The following is a 23,574-nucleotide window of genomic DNA, read 5'->3' on the forward strand; positions in this document are numbered from 1 at the left end:
TTGAAATAATCATTTACACGATAACGTAGAGGACAGAAGAAACCTGAAAAAGCGAAGCGTTCGCCTAAAGCTTTCTGAAAGAAAGCTACATTGGAAGCATATGCTATCACCGGATTTTTCCCTTGAGAAAAGGGAATCGAAAAAATCTGGGGATAACAGCGATTGAAAGGTTGTTCTGTCAGCGTAGTGTCAGTGTAAATAATATGTAGTTCAACTGATATAGATCATGAAGTTACATTTAGTATAGCGGAAACAAACTGAAAAAAATAGGATTTTTTGTGATCATTTGTGAGAAAAATGATGACTTTTTGTATTTTATGGCATAAAAAAGTGGATTTTAGGCTCAAACTAGGAAGGCATAGGATTTCGACATTGGAAAGGCGGCAGAAAAATGCAAATGAAATGGAAAACATGGATGGCAGCCGGATTGGCAGCCGTAGTTATAACAGCAACAACAGGGCATGTGGCATTCGCTGATCCAGCCGTTCGTGTTGAGGAACATGAGGATGGGTCTAAAGCTTCTTCTTCCGGCAAACAAGCGAAGCCATGCATGCAGGCAGGACATGGCCTGTTTATGATTGGTGAAACGGCAGATTTGCTTGGGATTGGGCTTAGGGATTTGAAAGAACAGATGGAGCTGGGTAAGACATTGTCCCAGATTGCCAAAGAGCGTAAGGGACTGAGTGAGGAGCAGTTATTGCAGAAGTTGAAGCCTACACTTGCGCAGCGTCTGGATCAAGCTGTAGATGAGGGTTGTCTCACCAAGGAACAAGCAGCAGCTACGAAGGCGGACATGGATACCAAGTTGAAAAAGGTTATCAATACGCCGCTTCGTGATTTGCGACGTGAGTTTGCCCACCATGGCAAACGTTCCATGGTAGATAAGGGCGCTATTGCCCGGTTTATTGGAGTCACCCCTGCTCAACTGCACGAGCAGCTTCAGGGAGGGAAATCCCTGGCTGAGATTGCTCAGGCAAAAGGCATTAGTGAAACGCAGCTGGTGGACAAGCTGAAGGAACAATTAACGGGTGATCTGAAGAGGTTTGTGAATCAGAAGGGCAACATGCATCCAGCCCCGGGTCCCCAGGAACCTGTTCCTGGACGATCAACTTCGAGCGAAGTGAAATAAAGAAGAGCGTCTCCGTGAGGGGACGCTCTTCTTGCTTCATAATGTCTCACGCGTTCCCCGACTGTGAGCGGGAATAGGTGAGGGGCTTGGCTGGGGTGAGTTTCTCTTATCCGCATTAACAGATGAATTAGGTATAGAACGTGGTTTGCGCATTAACCCTACGGTGAAGCGGGAGCCAGGAAGCTTGGACAGCGCCCAACTGATTGCAAGAGCAATACCAACTGTTACAAGGAACGATAGCAACGTTACAGGCAGATGCCATCCACTGAGTTGAAGCGGTCTGGTTACATAAGCGATCGCGTAGATCACCAGTGCATGAACCAGATATCCACCAAATGAATAGCGGCCAATCCAGGATAATAGGCGCTGAAACCGTGTATCTTTGCCCCGCATCAGTACAAGGAAACCATAGAACATGAGCATCTGAGCCATAATGATCAGGAATGTGGTTGGTTTCAGATAGGTGGAGATATTCAGATTAACAACATCCCCGGACCCACGCAGCACATCGTAACCAAGCCATACATACATCCCTATAAATAGACAGATCGTCCATGGCAGGATCTTGGTGGTCCAACTCCTCCAGCTATCCACTGACCAGGCACATACGGCACCCAGTAAAAAGTAGAACCAGTACATCACCCATGAATAGGAGCGATATTGCAGCAACGTTGACCATGGCTCAGACATGGATTCTGTCCAGCCACCCATATTATAGTAGGACCATTTCATAAGCAGGGCATACAACGCTGCTGCAAGAAGAATTAGCCCCATAATGACTTGCATAGGTGTGAAACGTGAGGCGTTCTTGATACGTCTCTGAATGGCTGTCGCTCCCGCCAAAAACAGGGGGAACAGGATGTAAAACTGAAACACCATAATGACAAACCAGAGATGATATCCCGTCTGCGGGACAAACAGTTCATGAATAAGACTGCGAAAATCGGGTATGCCTGCAAGCCAGAACGTGGGGGTGAAGATACGGACAGCAAGCCAGTAGATCAGTGTCCATACGACAAACGGCATATAAATATCACCAAATCGCTTCCGAATGAAGCGAGGATAGTCCGGTTTGGTGTTACGATGATGGTAAAACAACATGACACCCGATAGAAATACAAACGTTGGCGTACCGAACCGGGTCAGATGATAAATCATGGTTAGCATAATGGAATCCGGTTGCTCAATATCGGCGCGATAGATATACTCAGCGATACTATGCTGCATGACGATTGCCAGAAAGGCCATGCCCCGCAGCTTGGTCCATTCCGCTATTCGCGGTTTTTTCACAAGTAATCCTCCCTCCAGGAAACGGAGTTCATCATATAAGGGTACCTGTTAAACATTAAGGCTGCATTAAATGGAGAAAATAGGTACAAAAAAAGACGGCTTCGGCCGTCTTTTCTGTTGGTGTAGCTCATGCTTGTTTTAGTTCTGTTCGTCTGATGATTGGCTCTCGGAGGACAAGGTATCTTCTTCAAACCGTTTCTGAATGTAGGACTGGAGTTTGGTTACATCGACACCCAGTACCTGAGCTGAGCCCACGAGTTCATTGGTGAGCAGTTTGTTCGGTGGAATCTGCTGCTGATCGATATCGTTCACATGGATATCGAAGCCAAGCGATGCTAGTTTTAACATCTGGGTTGGACTAAGGTCCGTCTCAATATAGGGAGCGATGGCTTCCAGGATATCCGGGATTTTGAAGAGTGACGTGGTGCTCTGCATTTTCTTGGCGAGCTCTGTCATGAAGATCCGCTGCCGTTCGGTGCGCGTGAAATCCGAGGTGGCATCATGCCGGAACCGAACATATTGAAGGGCGGTCTTGCCGTCCATATGCTGCAATCCTTTTTTTAAGTCGATGTCGTACATATGTTTATCTGCTTTACTGGTGTAATACATGTCTTTCTCTACATCGATCTCAATACCGCCTACAGCATCAACGAGTGCCATGAAGCCCGTAAAGTCCGTGTAGACATAATGCTGAATAGGGATACCGAGCAGGTCACTGACGGTTTGTTTGGTGAGCTCCGCACCCCCGTAGGAAAAGGCTGCATTAAGCCTGCTCTTGCCATGCCCGGGAATTGCGACATAGGTATCTCGCAATACAGAGAATAGATGGGCTTTCTTGGTGACAGGATCAATGGAAGCCACCATGATAGAGTCCGAACGCCCTGCATCATCACCTCTGGAGTCTCCACCAAGCAACAGAATGTTCACCCGTTCCTGGCCCTCCCACCTTGGAATCGTTGTAGTCGGTTTGTCTGAATCGCTGTCTGTGCCGGAAGAGGACGAGTTGGATGAAGTCCCGGAAGCAGTGGAGATGCTATTGGCAAAATGAACAATCGAATATCCGTAGTAAACAATGACACCTGTGACAGCAAGTGCCAGGGTCAGGGCTGTACCCCATAACCATTTTTTTAGCATAATCTTCACCTTTCTATGATTGAACTGATATGTAACCCAAATTAGTTTAACAAAAAGAAGGCAAAATGTCCTCTTTGATTTCGTAACTTCGGTCAAATGGTAGATTGTTTGACAAATAGTTAGTGTATATTTATTATGTAAAAAATAATCTTGTTTTGTGCAGTCGGCCATCCGAGGCCTTTTGTGGAAGGGACCGTGCATCAGCTGGTTACACATGTACCTGACCCTTCTTTTCCCAGTAAACATGCTTCCTTTGTATTTGCTCTCGCGGCCGCTTCATTCTTTATTGGACGTCGTTTCGGGTTATGGATGCTCTTACTTGCTGTGTTGACAGGGGTGTCTCGTGTATATGTAGGTGTACATTATCCAGGAGATATCCTGGGAGGATTTATTCTGGGTTGTCTGCTTAGTGTGGTTCTGATTACGACCCGCAATTATACCAAGTCGATTCCCGACTTCTTCATTAACATCCACCAACATGTTTTTCGATAGACCTTGATCTATGTGTGAAAAATGTCGATTGTCTCATTCCACATATAGAAGTCTCTTATCTCTGGTGCAGCCAAAGATAAGAGACTTCTTTTGTGTTATTTTCGAAGTTACATGAATTTATAGACATTGAAATTCTAACATCTTCAATTCATGACGATAGGTGTCGATATACTATAAATATATACAAGTTAATGCACCAAGCAGCTGAGGAGTGGGAATATGAAAGATACGAGGGGAAACATGTTGGGGAAAATGAAGTTAACGATTCGGATGAAATTGCTGGTTGGTTTTCTGGCAGTGGTGGCCTTGCTGGTTTTTGTAAGCAGCTATGCGTTGACTCAGATTTCCGGAATGTCTAACAAGGCGGGGGAGATTGACAGAGCATGGATGCCTGCCACGACTCTGTTGGGAGTTATGAATGGGGATATTTCAGATGCGGAGAGATTGGCGCTCACCATTATCGTTGAGACTAATGAGGGGGAACTCGCCAGGCTGAAGGATTCACTGAATCAATTGCTCGCCAAAATCGAGAAAGAACGAGAACAGTTAAAGGTTCTTGTGTATAACGGTAACAGCGAAGGCAGTGATGTCGCTAAGATGTTCGAGTCATTTAGTGATAACTTTGACAAATACTCGAATAAATTACCTGAATTTATTCAGGCTGGACTAGAAAATAACTTTGATGAGTCCAACCAACTACATGCTGAGGCTTTAGTGTTTTGGAATACAGCGAATAATGCTATCACCCAATTGATTGACTATTGTAACCAAGGCGCGCAAGCAGCGGCGAGTGCTTCAGTTGCAACGGCTGAGGAAGCCTTTAATATCATTTTGGTGGCAACGATCATTGCATTCCTGGTAGCTGTATTTATTGCCTTCTTCATTGCCAGCATCATCTCACGTCCAATCAAAAAGATGAATGAAGCAGCCATGGCCATTGCCAATGGGGATCTGACGGGTGAGACGATTGTACTGAAGAACAAGGATGAATTGGGAACACTGGCAGCTTCCTTCAATACCATGAGTGGTAATCTACGCGGGATGATTCAATCTGTAGCGGTGACTTCTGAGCAAGTAGCGGCTTCATCAGAAGAGCTTCTTGCAAGTGCAGAGCAGAATACCCAAGCCTCGGAACAGATTTCCGAAACGGTAGAGGAACTGGCTACAGGTACGTCGGATCAGGTCGATATTGTGAAGCGTTCTTCACAGGCGATGAATGAGATGGCGCTAGGATCGGAGCAGATTGCCGAGCTTGCTCAAAGTGTATCCGTATCAGCTGTGGATGCCGCGAATCAATCTTCCGAAGGAAATATGATCATTCAGCAAGCTGTTGAACAGATGGGTTCTGTTCGGAGTTCTATTGCTTCCCTGACGGAGCTGGTTACAGGGCTGGGGGAACGTTCAGCAGAGATTGGCACGATTACCGAGGTGATCAACAACATTGCCCGGCAGACCAATCTGCTTGCACTGAATGCAGCCATTGAAGCCGCACGAGCAGGAGAGCATGGACGTGGTTTCGCGGTAGTTGCAGGAGAAGTGCGGAAGCTCGCCGAGGAATCTTCCACATCTGCGCAAAGAATTACGGATCTCGTTCAATTGATTCAGAAAGATACGGATCATGCTGTTCAGGCTGTTAAAGTGAACAGCAGTGAGACGGAAGCAGGAATCGAGATGGTTACAGCGGCTGGACAAGCGTTCGAGCAGATTTCGGATGCGGTCAACAAAGTAGCGGGTGAGATTCAGGAAGTATCTGCAGGTTCAGAGGAAATGTCTGCGAGTACGACTGAGGTTGTAGGATATGTGAGTCAGATCTCCAACATTGCCGGAGAAGCAGCAGGCGGAGTGCATAATGTATCTGCCGCAACTCAGCAGCAGCTGGCTTCAATGGAAGAGATTGCGTCTTCCGCAGGTTCATTATCCAAGATGGCGGAAGAACTGCAGGAGCAAATTAACAAATTCAAAGTGTAACCAATGAGATGTCCTGACACATTGTGATGTGCAGGAACACACAGGCTGGATGGTCAGAAATGCCATTCGGGTTGTGGTGTTGGTTACAGCCTAATCAAGAAGCTGTTTCTCTAACGCATATATGCGTCAGAGAAACAGCTTTTTTGTCGCATGGCACCGAGCAGGTCACAACAATGTTATTTTAGAAGTCACCAACGCTTATATTGCAAGTTAACCAAACGACTATAATGGTAATTAATGGTGGAAGTTACACGGAGTTACACCATGGGGAGGAGCGGGTTCAATTCGCAGTCCAGAGGAAAGTATACGGAACATTCATGAAGAGGAGATGAATAGTTGAACATGAAGGGGAGCTGGTGGAGACGAGTCGCCATGATTGCGTTATCGACAGGACTACTGGCAGGAAGTTTATCGATGGGTACAGGATTTCGTAAGGCGGATGCGGCCGCCGGAAACCAGAACTATGCTGAAGCATTGCAAAAGGCCATCTATTTCTATGAAGCGCAGCGTTCGGGTCCATTGCCAGCGAATAATCGGATCGAATGGCGTGGCAACTCGGGTATGCAGGATGGTGCTGATGTAGGCGTTGATCTAACCGGGGGATGGTATGATGCCGGAGATCACGTGAAGTTTGGTTTTCCGATGGCTGCTTCCGCAACGATGCTCGCCTGGTCTGTCGTGGAATACGGTGACGGATATGAACAGGCCGGACAACTGGAGGAGATCAAGGATAATATCCGATGGGCGACCGACTATTTTATGAAAGCGCATACGAAACCAAATGAATTATGGGGACAAGTCGGGGCCGGGAATACCGACCATGCCTGGTGGGGACCCGCAGAAGTCATGCAGATGAACCGTCCTTCGTTCAAGATCGATGCTTCATGCCCGGGCAGTGATCTGGCGGCAGAAACGGCTGCAGCACTTGCAGCGTCATCGATTGTATTTGCAGATGATGATCCGGCATATTCGGAGAGACTGCTCCAACATGCGAAAGAGCTGTACAACTTCGCAGATACATATCGGGGGGAATACACCGATTGTATCACTGATGCCGCAGCGTTTTATAATTCGTGGACAGGATACGAAGACGAGCTGGCATGGGGTGGCGCATGGCTTTATTTAGCTACCAATGATAGCGCTTACTTGTCCAAAGCCATTGCAGCTACGGACCGGTGGTCTTCTAGCGGAGGCTCAGCCAATTGGCCCTATACCTGGACACAAGGTTGGGACAGTAAACATTATGGTGCCCAGATCCTGCTTGCCCGAATTACGTCCAGTTTGAACATGCCGGAGGCGACGAGATTTATTCAGTCGACTGAGCGCAATCTGGATTATTGGACGGTTGGAGTCAATGGGACACGAGTCAAGTATACGCCAGGAGGTCTGGCGTGGCTGGATCAGTGGGGCTCGCTCCGGTATGCAGCGAATGCATCTTTTATCTCGTTTGTCTATTCTGACTGGGTCAGTGACCCTGTGAAAAAAGCAAGATATCAGGATTTTGCCGTCTCACAAATGAACTATATTCTAGGTGATAATCCGCGTCAGAGCAGTTATGTGGTCGGATACGGACAGAATGCACCCCAGCATCCACATCATCGAACCGCTCACGGTTCTTGGATGAACAACGAAGATATCCCGGCGAATCACCGCCATATTCTGTATGGTGCGATGGTCGGTGGACCGGATGCATCCGATGGGTATACCGATGATATCGGGGATTATGTGAGCAATGAGGTGGCAACAGACTATAACGCGGGATTCACTGGTGCACTGGCCAAAATGAATCTGCTGTTTGGTCAGAATCATCAGCCCCTTGCGAACTTCCCTGCACCTGAGGTGAAGGGTGATGAGTTCTTTGTAGAGGCTTCAATTAAATCATCCGGTTCCAATTATACGGAAATCAGGGCACAGCTTAATAATCGTTCTGGTTGGCCTGCTCGCATGGGAGATCAACTGTCCTTTAAGTACTTCCTTGATCTGAGCGAGGTGTATGCTGCCGGACGTACTGTCTCGGATGTGCAAGTTACAACGTCCTATACGGAGGGGGCGACGGTATCCCAACCGGTTGTGGTGAATGCAGCCCAACATATCTATGCCATTACGGCGAACTTCGGTAATACGAAGATCTATCCAGGTGGGGAAGGGAACTATCGTAAAGAAGTACAGTTCCGCATTACAGGCCCACAGGGCGCATGGAATGCAAACAATGATCATTCGTTCCAGACGCTGACGACAGGCAATCCAGTTAAAAGCATATACCTTCCAGTCTATGATGCAGGGGTGAAAGTGTATGGACAGGAGCCTGGTGTAACACCAGGCACGGTTCCTGGCATACCTGCTGGCGTGCAGGCTGTGGCGGGAAGCAATCAGGTTAACCTGACCTGGGCAGCTGCATCCGGGGCCGAATCGTATACGGTGAAGCGTTCCGAGGTGAGTGGAGGACCGTACACATCTGTCGCGACGGGTGTTAACGGGCTGACCTATACGAACACGGGACTGACCAATGGGAAGACTTATTATTATGTAGTGACTGCTGTGAATTCAGCTGGGGAGTCAGCAGGTTCTGTGCAAGTGTCGGCTACGCCGCAAGCAGCAACGACAGTTCCGGGGGCACTGACTTTAAGTGGGACAGCTGGCAATGCGCAGTCGGCCCTCAACTGGACAGCAGCTTCGGGCGCTACTAGCTACAAGGTGCAACGTTCGGTTGCAGGTGGAGCATATGCGGATGTGGCAACCGGATTGTCTGTGCTGACTTACATTGATACGACAGCCGTGAATGGCACCACGTACAATTACCGGATTGCAGCAGTGAATGTGAACGGACAGACGCTGTCCAATGTCCTGGCACTGACGCCTTCTGCACCTCCAGTGACGACCGGTACACTCGAAGTGCAGTACCGTAGCGGAGGGTCCGGGAATTCGAGCAATGCGGTGACCCCGCAGTTCAACGTAAAGAATACCGGAACACAGCCGATTGACCTCAGTACAGTGAAGATCCGATATTACTTCACCAAGGATGGTACAGAGAATATGACCTTTTGGTGTGATTATGCCCAGATGGGCACGGCCAATATCGAAGGGGCATTTGTCGCAGTGAATCCGGCGAAGGGTACAGCAGACACCTACCTGGAGATCAGCTTCAAGTCCGGAGCGGGCAGTTTGGCCGCGGGAGCAGAGACCGGCGTGATCCAGACACGCTTTTCCAAAAATAATTGGAGCAATTTCGATCAAAGTAATGACTATTCCTATGACGCTACCAAGACGGCCTTTACCGCTTGGAACAAGGTGACCGGGTATCAGGGAAACACCAAAGTGTGGGGCTTGGAGCCGTAACTGACCAATTATCAAAAGCCGAAAGAGCAGCATGGGCAGACCAACAGCGATTGATAATGCATTTCCACTATTTCAGGGAGGTATAAAATATGTTGAAATCAGCTGCGAAAAAAAGTTTAACAGCCATGCTTGCGGGAACCGTCATGTTGACCGGATACACCGGTCTCTGGGCAGGGCCGCAAACGGCACATGCCGCAGATCAGGCCATTGAAATTCAGGCAGACAGCATTAATGAAGCCCGGTTTTTGCAATTGTATGATCAGTTGAAAGATCCGGCGAACGGATATTTTTCACCAGAGGGTCTACCGTATCATTCCATTGAGACCCTGCTGAGTGAGGCACCGGATTATGGTCATATGACGACGTCCGAGGCATACAGTTACTGGCTGTGGTTGGAAACGATGTACGGTCACTACACGGGAGATTGGTCCCAATTGGAAGCAGCTTGGGACAGTATGGAAAAATACATTATCCCGGTTAACGAAGGTGACGGCAAGGAAGAGCAGCCTACGATGAGCTCATACAACCCGAACAGCCCTGCTACGTATGCAGCGGAAAAACCTTTCCCAGATCAATATCCATCGCAACTTAATGGTCAATATGCAGCGGGTAAAGACCCGATTGATGCCGAACTTAAGGCGACCTATGGTGACAATCAGACCTATCTCATGCACTGGCTGGTCGATGTGGATGACTGGTATGGATATGGCAACCTGTTGAATCCATCACATACGGCTACCTATGTGAACACGTTCCAGCGTGGGGAGCAGGAGTCTGTGTGGGAAGCCATTCCGCATCCATCCCAGGATGATAAATCTTTTGGTAAGGCAAACGAAGGCTTCATGAGCTTGTTCACAAAGGAAAATCAGGTACCGTCAGCGCAATGGCGTTACACAAACGCAACGGATGCCGATGCACGTGCTGTACAGGTGCTATATTGGGCAAAGGAGATGGGATACAACAATCCGGAATATCTGGATAAAGCGAAGAAGATGGGGGACTATCTGCGCTATGGTATGTATGATAAATACTTCCAGAAAATTGGAAGTGCAAAGAACGGTACACCGACTGCGGGTACAGGCAAGGATTCCAACATGTATCTCATGGCTTGGTATACGTCTTGGGGTGGTGGCTTGGGTCAAGGTGGGGATTGGGCTTGGCGCATTGGAGCGAGCCATACCCATCAGGCTTATCAAAACCCGGTTGCAGCGTATGCCTTGTCTGACCCGGCTGGCGGCTTGATTCCGAAATCAGCAACAGCGAAGGCAGATTGGAATGCTACGCTGAAACGTCAGTTGGAATTCTACACATGGCTACAATCTCATGAAGGAGCTATCGGCGGGGGAGCAACCAACAGTATCGGCGGTTCCTATGCGGCTTATCCGGCAGGAACAAGTACATTCTATGATATGGCCTATCAGGAGGCACCTGTATATCGTGACCCGGATTCCAACACCTGGTTTGGATTCCAGGCATGGCCGCTGGAGCGTGTAGCCGAGATGTACTATATTCTTGCGGAGAGCGGTGATCTGACCTCTGAGAACTTCCAGATGGCCAAAAAAGTGATCACGAAGTGGATCGACTGGAGTAAGGATTATGTATTTGTAGGTGAGCGTCCGGTGACGGATGCGCAAGGCTATTATCTGAATGCGGCTGGACAGCGCATTTTGGGTGGAACTAATGTTCAGGTAGCGACAACGCCGGCTCCGGGAGAGTTCTGGATTCCGGGTGGTCAGGAATGGCAAGGTCAACCTGACAAATGGAACGGATTCAGTTCGTTTACGGAAAATCCGAACTTCCGTGTAACGACCAAAGATCCAGTGCAGGACACAGGAGTTCTGGGAAGTTACGTTAAAGCTCTGACCTTCTTCGCAGCGGGAACACAGGCAGAGAACGGCACACTTAGCGCGGAAGGCCAAGAAGCCAAGGATTTGGCTGAGGCTCTGTTGGATACAGCTTGGGATTACAATGATGGTGTGGGGATTGTTACGGAAGAAGAACGTAAAGACTACTTCCGCTTCTTTGCCAAAGAGATCTATATCCCGGCGAACTGGTCTGGAACCTTTGGTCAAGGCAACACGATTCCAGGTACAGCAGGTGTACCTTCCGATCCGGCGAAAGGTGGCAATGGTGTATACATTGGATACTCCGACCTGCGTCCAGCTATCAAGCAAGATCCGGCATGGGCTTACCTGGATAACCTGTACAAAACGTCGTATAACCCGACCACGAAGCAGTGGGAAAACGGTGCACCTACCTTTACGTATCACCGCTTCTGGTCACAGGTGGATATGGCTACAGCGTATGGCGAGTATGATCGTCTCCTTGGAGATTCTGATAGTCCGGAAGTGGAAGTACCCGCTGCTCCTGCTGGTGTAACAGCAACCGGAGGAAGCGAGCAAGTGGTTCTGAATTGGAGCGCAGCTACCGGTGCAGCCTCGTATACCGTGAAACGTGCAGAAGTGAACGGAGGTCCTTATACGCCAGTAGCGACAGGAGTCACAGCATCGACATTCACGGACACGGGGTTGACCAACGGCACAACGTATTATTATGTCATCACTGCGGTGAATGCCGTAGGTGAGTCCGCACCGTCAACACAGGCATCTGCAACACCACTGGCAGGTGTCGTTGTGCCAGGCGTATTTACCCTCACGGGAACGGCTGGCAATGCCGAAGCTGTACTGACATGGACAGCATCAACCGGGGCAGCTACTTATAAAGTTCAACGTTCGGTGGGTAACGGGGCATACGCGGATCTCGCAACAGGTCTGACCACACTGACGTATACCGATGCTACGGCGGTGAATGGTACGGCTTACAATTACAGAGTCGTTGCCATCAATACGAGTGGTCAGACGAATTCGAATGTATTGGTGTTGACACCATTGGCACCTCCAGTCACAACGGGAACGCTTGAAGTGCAATACCGTAATGGTAGTTCAGGAACGTCGGGCAATGCGATTACTCCGCAGTTCAATGTGAAGAATACAGGTACAACGGCTGTGGACTTGAGCAAAGTGAAGATCCGGTATTATTTCACGAAGGACAGTGCCGCTGATCTAAGCTTCTGGTGTGATTATGCACAGATTGGTAGCAGTAACGTGGAAGGGCATTTTGTTTCGGTAGATCCGGCCAAGGGCACGGCAGATACGTACCTGGAGATTGGATTCAAATCCGGTGCTGGCAACTTGGCTGCGGGTGCCGAGACCGGAGTCATCCAGGTACGTTTTTCGAAAAACAACTGGACTACTTTTGACCAAACGAATGATTATTCCTTTGATTCAACCAAAACTGACTTCAGTGCCTGGACGAAAGTGACAGCTTATCAGGATGGCACCAAGGTATGGGGAATTGAACCTTAAACGAACTGGCAGACCAGCTCGTTGGTAATGATACTAAATATACAGGATAAGCTGGGGAGAAATCCCTGGCTTTTTCTTTTTTTTTTAATAGAAATACTTCAAATTTGAACAATTTTGACCGAAGAATATAAAGGGTAATTATGTAAGTAATTCAACTATTTTAAATGAGAGGAAGGTAGAGTATGTTTAATGTTTTTGGGAAAAAGATGCGAACCAGCTTGTTACTTGCCGTTGTTATTACGTTTGTTCTTCAGGATTTCACAGGGGGTGTCCACATCGCTGAAGCAGCGGGTAATGTCATTAAGGCTACGGACTTAGGCGTGAAGGTCAACTCCAAATCTTCACAAACGAAGGAAATTCAAAATGCATTGAAGTATTTCTATGACCGAGGCGTAGAGGGAACGGTCCATTTTCCAAAAGGAACATATCTGGTAGACGAATCCATTCGCCTATATGCAGGAGTAAGTCTGTCCGGTGACGGAATAGGCCAAACGATATTTAAGAAAACCGGATTGGCGGGCCAATATGTGATTGGTAACCCGATTCTGCGCAACAATGATACACGGCTCAACATCAAGTTATCAGATATCACGATCGACGCCGATCGTACGAATCGCGAGGCCCGTGGCGAGAGTCAGGTAGGTGGCATTATCATGGATATGGCTGTTTCTCACCTCACACTGGACCGCATGGAGATTCGGGATACAACGATTGGTGCACTACTTCGCAGAACAAAGGATTCGGAGATTATCAATAGCCGTTTTGACCGGAACAATGGACATGCCATCGCCACAGGACACGAGAGTTATCCGGCAGGTGAGTTCACGAATGTTAAAATTATGAATAACCACATTACCAATTCAGGCGGAGGCAGTGGCATCAATCTGTCACGTGCAACCTTCACAACGGTATCCGGGAATCAGATTATAAATAAAACCCATCAAACGGATGGATACGCAGGTATTCGCATTCCCAATGAAGGTGCGAGCAACACGATTAATAACAATGTCATTGAGAATTATCCGCGTGGAATTTTTGTACTGACAGGGGCGACAGGCAACCAAGTCTACGATAATACGATTATTAATTCATCCCTGCAGGCAATTCTGGTGCAATCGGACAACAATACATTTATCAATAATACCATTTTCCAAAGAAACGCTGCGCTGAAACCCGATGCAATCATTCGACTGGCCAATGCCAACAACAACAAGCTCATTGGTAACGAGATGACGACGTATTCTGGGTTTTCCGGAATTGGCATACGTATCACTTCATCGAGCAACAATGAGATCCGCAATAATGTAACGGACACTGCTGGTAAATCAATCAGTATTGAGGGTGGAAGCAAAAATGTGAATATGGGTAACCGAAATCGGTAAACGAACCGTAGTAATATTTACCATATTTTCGATTTTAAACATTAAAACCTAGGTCATATGGCGCATGTCCTGGATGAGAAACGACCTAGCTCTTGTATCGCGGAAAAATCAAGCATATCAAATAGTTACAATAATTTAACCTTTGAAAAAGAAGGAATCGGTAGTGTTTTTTGCCAGCAGACGATGGACAGACCCTGATACTTAGTGCTCAAGTGCGCCTGGAGCAATACAGGACTTTCGACTGATGAACGTTATGGATAGCCCGTTTACAATGGGGCAAGCCGGGGAGAACCAAGCCAGGTTAAAATTCTGTAACATCAGGGGGAACTCGACATCATGAACTGGAAGAAAACCATTATTACGGCAAGTGTCACAGCAACGATGCTGATGGGAAGTCTGACGACAGGAGCACTAACGGCACAGGTATCAGCAGCAGCTGTTGACAATTCACAAGTAAAAGTAATCTGGGGCGTAAACCTTCGCACATCACCTACTTCTTCTGCGAAGATTGTTCGTATGGTCGCTAAAGGGGAAACGGTAACGGTGCTTCAGCAATCCGGTTCGGATTGGTATAAAATTAAGGATTCTGCTAATCGGACAGGCTACATATCTTCTTCATCCAAATACACACAAGCGGTTAGTGGCAGCACAAGTGGATCAGGTTCGAGTGGTACAACGGTAACCGGTAATGCAGCTGTGGAGAAAGTGATTGCTGCAGGCATGAAGTATTGGGGTACACCTTACGAATTCGGAGCTAGTCGTAGCAGCACAGCGACGTTTGACTGTTCCAGCTTTGTACGTCAGGCCTTCATCGATGCACTGGGCATCAAGCTTCCAGCGGATTCCCGCAAACAGGGGGCCTATGTAAAAGCCAAGGGTACGGTTCAGACGAATTGGAAAAACCTGAAACGTGGCGATCTGATGTATTTCATGTCTTATAAAGGTAGCTCTGCATCATCGTATTCGGGCGTGAATAAATCTAGCGCAACCATTACGCACACAGGGATTTACCTGGGCGACGGAAAAGTATTACACACATATTCCAACGCTGGCGGTGGTGTAACGACGAGTGATATCTCCGGTAAACACTGGGAGTATCGCTTCCTGTTTGGTGGCAGTGCGCTGTAGGTTAGAACAAGAACCTTCTTCGATATTCTGCGCATGTTCATATGCATAATTAAACACCTTCCATTTGCCTTTAAAAGGCGAGTGGAAGGTGTTTTTGTGTTATTTATTATTCCGATGAACTCAATCCTGATAGTACAGTCGGAACAGGATATCCTGATTGTAGTTGCCGAATCCCTCACCGTATAAGGTAAGACCGCCTACATGCTGAGCATCTTCCTCCACCGAGAGACGAAGGGTCCATTGGTTGCGTTCCACCGGAATATCTGCGAGTGTAATTTCGGATAGATGTTGTCCATCGATAAATGTACCCTCATTCGTAATTCGCAGCACCTTGAGCATGCCATATTGATTGATACTATCACTCCACCATTCCGGGGTGAACATGCCGCGTCCGTTGCCTGAGTCTCCAGGGCTTGTCCATTCCCCCAATCGGATGCCATTAAGCATAAATGTAATATCCGAGGGCCAATTCGGATTCACTGAAGGGGCTTCTGATCCGATCTCCAGAGACAATTCAATGGCATTGATCTGCTGTCCGGATAAGATATAGTTTGGGATTTTGTACTCCACAAATCCACGGCCAAACCACAGAATATGGGCATGCATCCGCTCAGGGTCAAGAAAATAACGAGGGTCATCGTACTGTCCAATGACCTGACTGGATGTAGCCAGACCACATGTGGGATAGACATCAAAATGAGTATAATGTCCCACAGGAATGGAAACCTCATGCAGCTTGCGGGCTGTCCCGCTTTCCTGAGGCATGGAGATGCCAATCCAGTCTACTGCAAGGCTGTTCATTTTATGGGTGCCGCCGTCTTTGCGTATCATTTTGGACTGAATAATGCCCACATCCTGAAGTTTGCGGACATGCATGGTCACGATGGCACTACTCAGACCCAGTGAAGCAGCGAGGTCTTTCACATTCATGGGTGTCTCTGCAACAAGGCGGATGATCTGTAAACGAACTTCACTGGCGAGTGCTTCATATAGGGGTAGCCATTCGGCATCGGTATTTGCTCTGATCACAATTGTTCCTCCAATTTTCTCGTATAGAATTAAGTTAAACATAAATCCAGTAAAAATAATAACATTTTGCAAAGTTCCTGTTGAAATTATGACTATAATCGATTTTAATATAAATATGAACGTTGATCCATAGAACATGAATTTATTTTTATATTAATCTTAGGGGGGTTGGAATTCATTATGGAAAAAGCAAAAATGACGGTAGACAAGGATTTTACGATTGGCGTAATTGATAAGCGTTTATATGGTTCGTTCATTGAGCATCTCGGACGTGCCGTGTACGGTGGAATATATGAGCCAGGACATCCATCTGCCAACGAACAGGGTTTTCGCACGGATGTGCTGGAGATGGTCAAGGAGCTGCAAGTACCGATTGTACGTTATCCTGGGGGTAATTTTGTATCCGGTTACAATTGGGAAGATACAGTAGGACCTGTGTCTGAACGGAAACGCAGACTTGAACTGGCTTGGAGAACGATTGAGACCAATGAATTTGGATTCAACGAATTCGTGGACTGGGCAAAACAGGCGAACTCCGAAGTGATGATGGCGGTCAATCTGGGAACACGGGGTACGGATGCAGCTCGTAATATTGTGGAATACAGCAACCATCCGGAAGGTTCGTATTATAGTGATCTTCGAATCAAGCATGGTTATAAAGAGCCTCATGCGATCAAAACATGGTGCCTGGGCAACGAGATGGATGGCCCTTGGCAGATTGGTCACAAAACGGCAGAAGAGTATGGACGATTAGCTGTGGAAGCGGCAAAAGTCATGAAGTGGACGGACCCGACGATTGAACTGGTAGCCTGCGGAAGTTCGAACCTGAATATGCCATCGTTCCCGGAATGGGAAGCAACAGTGCTGGATCATACGTATGATCACGTGGAGTATCTGTCCCTGCATCAGTACTACGGCAACCAGGAGCAAGATACGCCAACGTTCCTGGCACGCTCGCTTGAGATGGATCGTTTTATCGATACGGTGAAGGCGACCTGTGATTATATCAAAGCGAAGAAACGCAGCAAGAAGACGATGTATCTGTCCTTTGACGAGTGGAATGTATGGTATCACTCTAACGAAAATGATTCGAAGATGGACCCATGGCAGATTGCTCCGCCACAGCTTGAGGATATCTACAATCATGAGGATGCACTGCTTGTCGGCTGTATGTTGATCAGTATGCTCAAACATGCGGATCGGGTCAAAATGGCATGTCTGGCACAACTCGTTAACGTGATTGCACCGATCATGACAGATACGGGCGGTGGTTCATGGAGACAGACGATCTTCTATCCATTCATGCATACATCTCTCTTCGGACGCGGAACAGCATTGGTGCCATTGATCCAGTCTCCGAAATACGATACAAAACAAATCACAGATGTACCTTATCTGGAAGCTATTGCAGTGCATAACGAAGAGCAGGGTGAAGTGACTGTATTCGCAGTCAACCGCCATCTGGAAGAATCCCTTCCGCTCGAAGTGGACCTGCGCAGCTTCGGGAAGTGTACCGTGATCGAGCATATTGTGCTGGAAAGTGATGATCTCAAAGCATCTAATACGGCAGCACAACCGAATCGTGTCGCTCCTCATAATCGTGGGGGTGCAGTCATCTCCGATATCCTGATTACGGCGAGTTTGGCAAAAGCATCATGGAACGTGATTCGTTTGAAAGTACAGTAATGGATCAGCGTACTTCTTGAATCAAAAAAGCTGGGTGCGAGTTCATCGCATCCAGCTTTTTTTCGTCACGTGCTACGGTCTCACTTACGAATTAAACTCAAAACTTTCGCCATCGCGTGGAATGAGCACCTGACCATCCAACTGCTCGGATGCCAGATAAGTGGCGAGATCCGTGCGAGACACCACACAATGGTTAATCGCATCCATGTGCACAGCGATGACATGAGCAGACGGAGCATGGCGCTTCACGGCAACAACATCAGGCCCGTCCATCGTAATGGGATCACCCTCTACGAAGCGAGCTCCTCCGGCATTCAAGACAATGACTTCAGGGCTATATTGGCGAATGGCTTCAGCAGGTTCTTCACACCAGATGGTATCCCCGGCAATGTACGTGACAGGTTCTCCATTTGCTTCGAGTACAAAGCCGGACACCTTGCCCATACGTTCGCCGATTTCACCCGTACCATGACGCCCGGAAGTACGGGCGAATCGGACAGAGTGATGCTCATGCTTCTCATCTACAGCTGTTACATCCGTGAATCCATCCTCCAGAAATACGTTCTCGTCCCCAGGCTGGCAGATCAGAGGGATGTCCTTGCGAAATTGCTTCGCTGAGGCTTCATCCCAGTGGTCCAGATGGGTGTGTGTGATAATCAACAGATCCGGATTCAGATAATCCGTTTCGATTTCAGGCAGACCGACTCTCGGATTACGTAGCTCATTCGGTGTGTTTGGAAATGCAGGCATGACTTCAGCGTCCATCAACATCGGATCAACGAGGATGTTCAGCCCTCCGAATTCCAGCCAGAGTGTAGCATGGCGAATCAATTGAATTTTCATTATATTTGCACTCCTTCAGGTTCTTTAATAGTATTACCCTATATGGTATACAACCCGTTTAATGTCGTACATAACATGATGAATGGAAACAGGTTGCACTAATTTCACGGTGAAAGGATTGCTAGAGCTAAATGAATGAAACGATAGATCACACAGATATACGCATTCTGCAGATCCTGATCCGGGATGCCAAATGTTCTCACAAAGAGATTGGTGAAGAGGTGCATCTCACAGGGCAGGCTGTCGGTGCAAGAGTGCGCAAGTTGCAAGATCTGGGTGTAATTGAAGGGTATACGGTAAAATGGAACCCGGAACGTGTAGGCCTCGGCCTACAGGCCTTTGTCACGGTTTTTTTGAACTCCGGCCACAGACATGCCGCCTTTCGTGCATTCATCGCTGAACGTGAGGACATCGTTGAAGTCCATCGCGTCAGCGGAGAAGGCTGCTACCTGATGCGAGTGCAGACCGGCACCACAGAGCAGCTGGGCCAACTGCTGGAAGTGTTGCTGCCTTACGGCAATTACAAAGTCAGCCTGTCCATAGGTGTGGAGAAATCACAGTGATGTGTGGGAAGCTTGTCCTCATCCATCCCGATGTTCAAAGAGCTTGCTGCTGTTCCTGTAAAGCCTGCTGTAGCAAAGTCACTGCCTGATTCAGCTCTTTTTTGCTGAGCAGGTGATCGGTCTGAACGTGAGATCGCGTGCCGTCCTTCAGGTACAGGACGAACATGGGTGAGGTGGATAGTAGCCACTTACTACGAGCGGGTGAGGCAAGTTCAACTTTGCGAATCTGGCTCCAAGGAATCTTTCGTTTGCCAGTACGTACAGACTCATCATCCCAAGACAACAAAACAGCGGGGGTTCTGGTTAGTCGAGACAGGAACATGAAGAACAATGGCCCGATCAACCACATGCCCAGTACGGCTACGATGGAATAGTATATCGTCTCCAGTCTTTCGGCTTGTCCATCCACGATGATCCACAACAGGATCACGCACAAGAGAAGGAACAAGAAGCATAGACTTCCTTTCCATATAGCCGTGCTGCGACGGTAACGAATCTGCTGACCGTCATGCTTGGGTGTTTCAGGTTGTTGCATAGATACTCCTCCTAATGAACATTGCTGATCGATATGCCAAACGTGCCGCCTGCATGAGCAGAGCGGCATGTTCAACGTTCTGTATTTACTATAACTCAGGTTTATTATCCTGATATAGCTGAATTTTTACCTGCATCACGCGCATGGGTGTACAAGTCGGCATACACGCCTTTGGCTGTGATCAGTTCCTGGTGTGGGCCTTCCTCCACAATTTCCCCATTCTCCATCACCAGAATTCGATCGGCATGCATCACCGTGGACAGGCGATGAGCAATGACAATGGTGGTGCGTCCTTGGGATACCGATTCCAACGCCTGCTGCACAAGCTGTTCAGTGTGTGAGTCTAGATTGGCGGTTGCCTCATCCAGGATGAGCACTCGGGGCTGGAACACCACGATCCGGGCAAATGAAATCAACTGCCGCTCCCCGGCAGACAGACCGCTTCCGCGTTCGGATAGATGCGTATCATACCCTTGCGGCAAACGTGAAATCATCGCATGTGCTCCGACAAACCGGCAGGCCTCAATCGCTTGCTCTCTTGAAATATCCTCACGAAACATTCTCACATTATCAATAATGGTACCGGAGAACAGGAAGGGTTCCTGTTGAATCAGCCCCACGATCCGATGAAGCTTGGCCTGCGGCAGCTGCCGGATATCGGTACCATCAATCTCGATACTGCCCTTGTCTACATCATAGAAGCGATTGAGCAGGGAGATCAGTGTACTTTTACCGGCGCCTGTTGTCCCCACGATACCTACCATTTCACCCGGATAGAGGTGGAGGTTCATCTGCTGAATCAAGGGCCGATCTGCCCGATAACCGAACGACACATCATTAAAATCAATCTGCCCCATCACATTCCGAGGTTCCAGCGACGATGCCTGTTGAGGTTCGGGATCGGCAACTTCAGGCCGCGTATTCAGAATGTTCCAGATGCGATCCATCGAGACGGTGGTAGACTGGAACGTATTCCACTGCATCGTAATCTGGTTAATCGGTTGAAAGAACTGACGGATATAGCTGATAAACGCATACAATACCCCGACTTGCAGCGACTCACCCAGTACGGCGCGACCTCCAAGCCAGACCATCATGACCAGTGCCGCATTGCCAAGGATATCAAACGTGCGGTTGAATATGACATTGGAACGGGCTTGCGCAATGTTGGCTTTCAGATGGAGCGCATTCTGTTCCGAGAAACGTTTCTTCTGTTCTTCTTCCTGGTGAAAAGCCTGAATCAGGAACATGCCGGACAAGTTCTCCGCTGTAAATGCGATCAACCGGGAAAGACGCGTACGGGCATTCTGATAAGCTTTCCGCAGTCGACTACGGAATAGTACCGCTACAACGGCAATGACAGGCAGCACGATCAGGGAGTAACTCGCCAGAACAGGATCAAGCTGGAACATAAAAACGATAATGAGCACCAGCATCATACCATCCCGAATCAGACTGAGTAGTACTTGAGTGAAAAAGCTACTGATCGTCTCCGTATCACTGGATACGTTCGTGACCAGACTGCCGATATGGAAACGGTCAAAGAAGGACATGGACATTTTGGAGATATGTTTGAACAAGTCCTTTCTGATCCGGGATACAATGTTCTGTCCCACATGCTGCAACAGATTATTCTGGATATAGGTAAAAATAAAACTGATGATAGCCAGCCCGAGAAAGATGGCAGCGAGCTGAACGAGAAAGCCCACACTGGTCTGGCCTATGGCCAGATGATCATCAATGGCGATCTTCACCAGATAGGGTTGCAGCAGATCTGCCGATATGCCAAGCAGTGAGCAGAAGAAGATACCGGCAAAAGCCCATTTATGAGGTTTGGCGTAAGCCATCATGGCCTTAAACGAAGTTCGTTTACTCTGATCGGCCTCTGGATCCGGGCGAAGTTCAGCGTTAGTGTTAGACATGATGTAATCCCTCCTCCTGCAAACGATAGGTTGCCGCATATAATCCCTTGGCAGCCATCAGCTGAGCATGTGTTCCCTGTTCAGCAACTCGCCCGTCATCCAGAACGATAATATCGTCGGCATGGCGGACCGCGCTAATGCGGTGAGAGATGATTAATGTGGTCTTGCCCTTGCCGATCTCTCGTAGGCTGCGCAGAATACCACTCTCTGTGACAGCATCAACCGCGCTCATGCTGTCATCCAGAATAAGTAACTGTGCTTGCTTGATCAGTCCTCTTGCGAGGCTGGTTCGCTGACGTTGTCCGCCAGAGAGCGTGAGCCCTCGTTCGCCAAGCAGTGTATCGAAGCGGTCAGGAAATCGGACAATATTGTCATAGATCATGGCTTGGCGCGCACTATGCTCCACGGTATCCTGTGATACTTCCCGGTCGCTGAATGCAATGTTATCCCGGATGGTGGTGCTAAACAGGAATCCATCCTGAGGAACATAGGCGATACGGGATCTCAGGCTCTCCAGGGACAGCTGCCGAATGTCTGCACCATTGATGCGGATCGTCCCTTCAGGTGGTTCATATGTACGCAGCAATAGCTTAACCAGGGTGCTCTTACCTGAGCCCGTCTTGCCTACAATACCGACCGTTCGCCCGGCACGGATATTCAGTTGAATATTTTTGAGAGCAGGAGATGAACTGCCAGGATAGGAGAAGGTCAGATTCTCCATGGTGATATCTTGTACGGTTTGGAGCGCTGTGGCTTCAGGAAGTTCACGCACATCCGCTACTTCGCTGAGCAGGTCATTCACCCGCTCAAGTGATGCGCCTGAGCGCTGAACGGTATTAATGACATTGCCAATCTGTTGAAGCGGCCCCATGATCATGCGGAGATATAAGGTCAAGGCGACAAAACTTCCGAGTGTAATAGAATTCTGCATGGTCATAATACCTCCGACAAGCAGAGAAATAACCAATGAGATGGCTCCCAACAGGGGGAGCAAGGCTTGAAACAAGGAAGACAGACGAACGAGCCGCAGCTGTTTGCTTTTGATCGCATCGACGGTGGTTCCAAAGCGTGCACGAGCACTGTCTTCGATGGCAAATGTCTTGGTTACGCGAATGCCACCCAGCTGCTCTTCTGCGGATTCCGTCATGGTTGCAAGAGCTTCCTGTACGTCGCGAGAGCGCTTGCGAATCCGCGGACCGAAAAACACGACCAGAAATGGAATGGCCAGCAAGGGTACAACACTGATCAGAATGAGTGTCAACGGAATCCCGCTAAGCAGCATCATGACAATGCAGGATAACAGCAGGAAAGTAGCATTGGTCATGAGCGTCACACCATTGGATATCGCTTCACGGACGGAAGTCACGTCATTCATGACATAACTGAGCAGCTTTCCGTTCCCCTGTTTGGAGAAATAATGCTCACTGAGTTCGGAAAACTTACTGAAGATCCGCTCACGCGTCATGAACTCGAAGCGTCGACCGAGCTTCATAATCATAAATTGCCCGGTACCGAAGAGCAGATTATACCCGATGGCAATCGCCAGGAGGGAAAGGCTATACCTTACGACCGTCTGCATCTGAAGCGTATTCTGCATCAACTGGTCGGTGAAACTGCCCAGTATGCGGGGGAGGGATGCCTGCCCGACATTGGAAGCAATAATTAGAAGAACGGCAACCAGATAGATAGTCCAGTTCGACACAACATAACCGCGAAGTAATCCTTTCTTGGACATAAGCATTGTTCTCCTTTTGGTATAGTTGAAGTCAGTT

16 protein-coding genes are annotated in these 23,574 nt (G+C 48.3%); 9 read left to right on the forward strand and 7 right to left on the reverse strand.

Annotated features, from left to right (window positions below; genetic code table 11):
• Window positions 1–391: 391 nt before the first annotated feature.
• Window positions 392–1,129: a hypothetical protein gene (locus AC1S8V_RS06050; RefSeq protein ID WP_482072860.1), complete on the forward strand. Its 738-nt coding sequence runs from the start codon at window positions 392–394 to the stop codon at window positions 1,127–1,129.
• A gap of 36 nt (window positions 1,130–1,165) precedes the next feature.
• On the opposite strand, the gene AC1S8V_RS06055 is transcribed toward AC1S8V_RS06050, so the two are convergent.
• The gene (locus tag AC1S8V_RS06055) at window positions 1,166–2,419 is read right to left on the reverse strand and encodes an acyltransferase (RefSeq protein ID WP_482072861.1); all 1,254 of its coding nucleotides are present in this window, start codon (window positions 2,417–2,419) and stop codon (window positions 1,166–1,168) included.
• A gap of 138 nt (window positions 2,420–2,557) precedes the next feature.
• Window positions 2,558–3,553 (reverse strand): LCP family protein, encoded by a 996-nt coding sequence (locus AC1S8V_RS06060; protein WP_482072862.1) that lies wholly within the window; start codon window positions 3,551–3,553, stop codon window positions 2,558–2,560.
• Between the two features lie 150 nt (window positions 3,554–3,703).
• Between AC1S8V_RS06060 and AC1S8V_RS06065 the strand changes: the two genes are divergently transcribed.
• The 6 genes from AC1S8V_RS06065 to AC1S8V_RS06090 all read left to right on the forward strand — a co-directional run bounded on the left by AC1S8V_RS06065 (window position 3,704) and on the right by AC1S8V_RS06090 (window position 15,224).
• Window positions 3,704–4,045, forward strand: a complete 342-nt coding sequence (locus tag AC1S8V_RS06065; protein WP_482072863.1) for a phosphatase PAP2 family protein — start codon at window positions 3,704–3,706, stop codon at window positions 4,043–4,045.
• Window positions 4,046–4,264: 219 nt separating this feature from the next.
• Window positions 4,265–6,013: a methyl-accepting chemotaxis protein gene (locus AC1S8V_RS06070; RefSeq protein WP_482072864.1), complete on the forward strand. Its 1,749-nt coding sequence runs from the start codon at window positions 4,265–4,267 to the stop codon at window positions 6,011–6,013.
• Window positions 6,014–6,355: 342 nt separating this feature from the next.
• Window positions 6,356–9,349 (forward strand): glycoside hydrolase family 9 protein, encoded by a 2,994-nt coding sequence (locus AC1S8V_RS06075; protein WP_482074407.1) that lies wholly within the window; start codon window positions 6,356–6,358, stop codon window positions 9,347–9,349.
• Between the two features lie 89 nt (window positions 9,350–9,438).
• Window positions 9,439–12,714, forward strand: a complete 3,276-nt coding sequence (locus AC1S8V_RS06080; RefSeq protein ID WP_482072865.1) for a glycoside hydrolase family 48 protein — start codon at window positions 9,439–9,441, stop codon at window positions 12,712–12,714.
• Window positions 12,715–12,920: 206 nt separating this feature from the next.
• Window positions 12,921–14,096, forward strand: coding sequence for a glycosyl hydrolase family 28-related protein (locus AC1S8V_RS06085; RefSeq protein ID WP_482072866.1), 1,176 nt, complete (start codon window positions 12,921–12,923; stop codon window positions 14,094–14,096).
• Between the two features lie 336 nt (window positions 14,097–14,432).
• A complete protein-coding gene (locus AC1S8V_RS06090; protein WP_482072867.1) occupies window positions 14,433–15,224 on the forward strand; it encodes a C40 family peptidase in 792 nt (263 codons plus the stop codon).
• Between the two features lie 120 nt (window positions 15,225–15,344).
• Here AC1S8V_RS06090 and AC1S8V_RS06095 read toward each other — a convergent pair whose 3' ends face one another.
• A complete protein-coding gene (locus tag AC1S8V_RS06095) occupies window positions 15,345–16,250 on the reverse strand; it encodes an ArsR/SmtB family transcription factor (RefSeq protein WP_482074408.1) in 906 nt (301 codons plus the stop codon).
• Window positions 16,251–16,433: 183 nt separating this feature from the next.
• Between AC1S8V_RS06095 and arfA the strand changes: the two genes are divergently transcribed.
• Entirely contained in the window at window positions 16,434–17,939 is a 1,506-nt protein-coding gene (arfA, locus tag AC1S8V_RS06100; RefSeq protein ID WP_482072868.1) for an arabinosylfuranosidase ArfA, read from the forward strand.
• Window positions 17,940–18,023: 84 nt separating this feature from the next.
• On the opposite strand, the gene AC1S8V_RS06105 is transcribed toward arfA, so the two are convergent.
• Window positions 18,024–18,782 (reverse strand): MBL fold metallo-hydrolase, encoded by a 759-nt coding sequence (locus AC1S8V_RS06105; RefSeq protein WP_482072869.1) that lies wholly within the window; start codon window positions 18,780–18,782, stop codon window positions 18,024–18,026.
• Window positions 18,783–18,913: 131 nt separating this feature from the next.
• On the opposite strand from AC1S8V_RS06105, the gene AC1S8V_RS06110 reads away from it, so the two are divergent.
• Window positions 18,914–19,345, forward strand: a complete 432-nt coding sequence (locus AC1S8V_RS06110; protein ID WP_482072870.1) for an Lrp/AsnC family transcriptional regulator — start codon at window positions 18,914–18,916, stop codon at window positions 19,343–19,345.
• A 34-nt stretch (window positions 19,346–19,379) separates the two neighbouring features.
• On the opposite strand, the gene AC1S8V_RS06115 is transcribed toward AC1S8V_RS06110, so the two are convergent.
• The 3 genes from AC1S8V_RS06115 to AC1S8V_RS06125 form a co-directional block, all read right to left on the reverse strand.
• A complete protein-coding gene (locus AC1S8V_RS06115) occupies window positions 19,380–19,880 on the reverse strand; it encodes a DUF5381 family protein (protein ID WP_482072871.1) in 501 nt (166 codons plus the stop codon).
• Window positions 19,881–19,984: 104 nt separating this feature from the next.
• Window positions 19,985–21,802 (reverse strand): ABC transporter ATP-binding protein, encoded by a 1,818-nt coding sequence (locus AC1S8V_RS06120; RefSeq protein WP_482072872.1) that lies wholly within the window; start codon window positions 21,800–21,802, stop codon window positions 19,985–19,987.
• The gene (locus AC1S8V_RS06125; protein WP_482072873.1) at window positions 21,795–23,537 is read right to left on the reverse strand and encodes an ABC transporter ATP-binding protein; all 1,743 of its coding nucleotides are present in this window, start codon (window positions 23,535–23,537) and stop codon (window positions 21,795–21,797) included. Before AC1S8V_RS06125 ends, AC1S8V_RS06120 begins: the two co-directional genes overlap by 8 nt.
• Between the last annotated feature and the right edge of the window lie 37 nt (window positions 23,538–23,574).

The organism is Paenibacillus sp. B46(2026) (assembly GCF_056786355.1).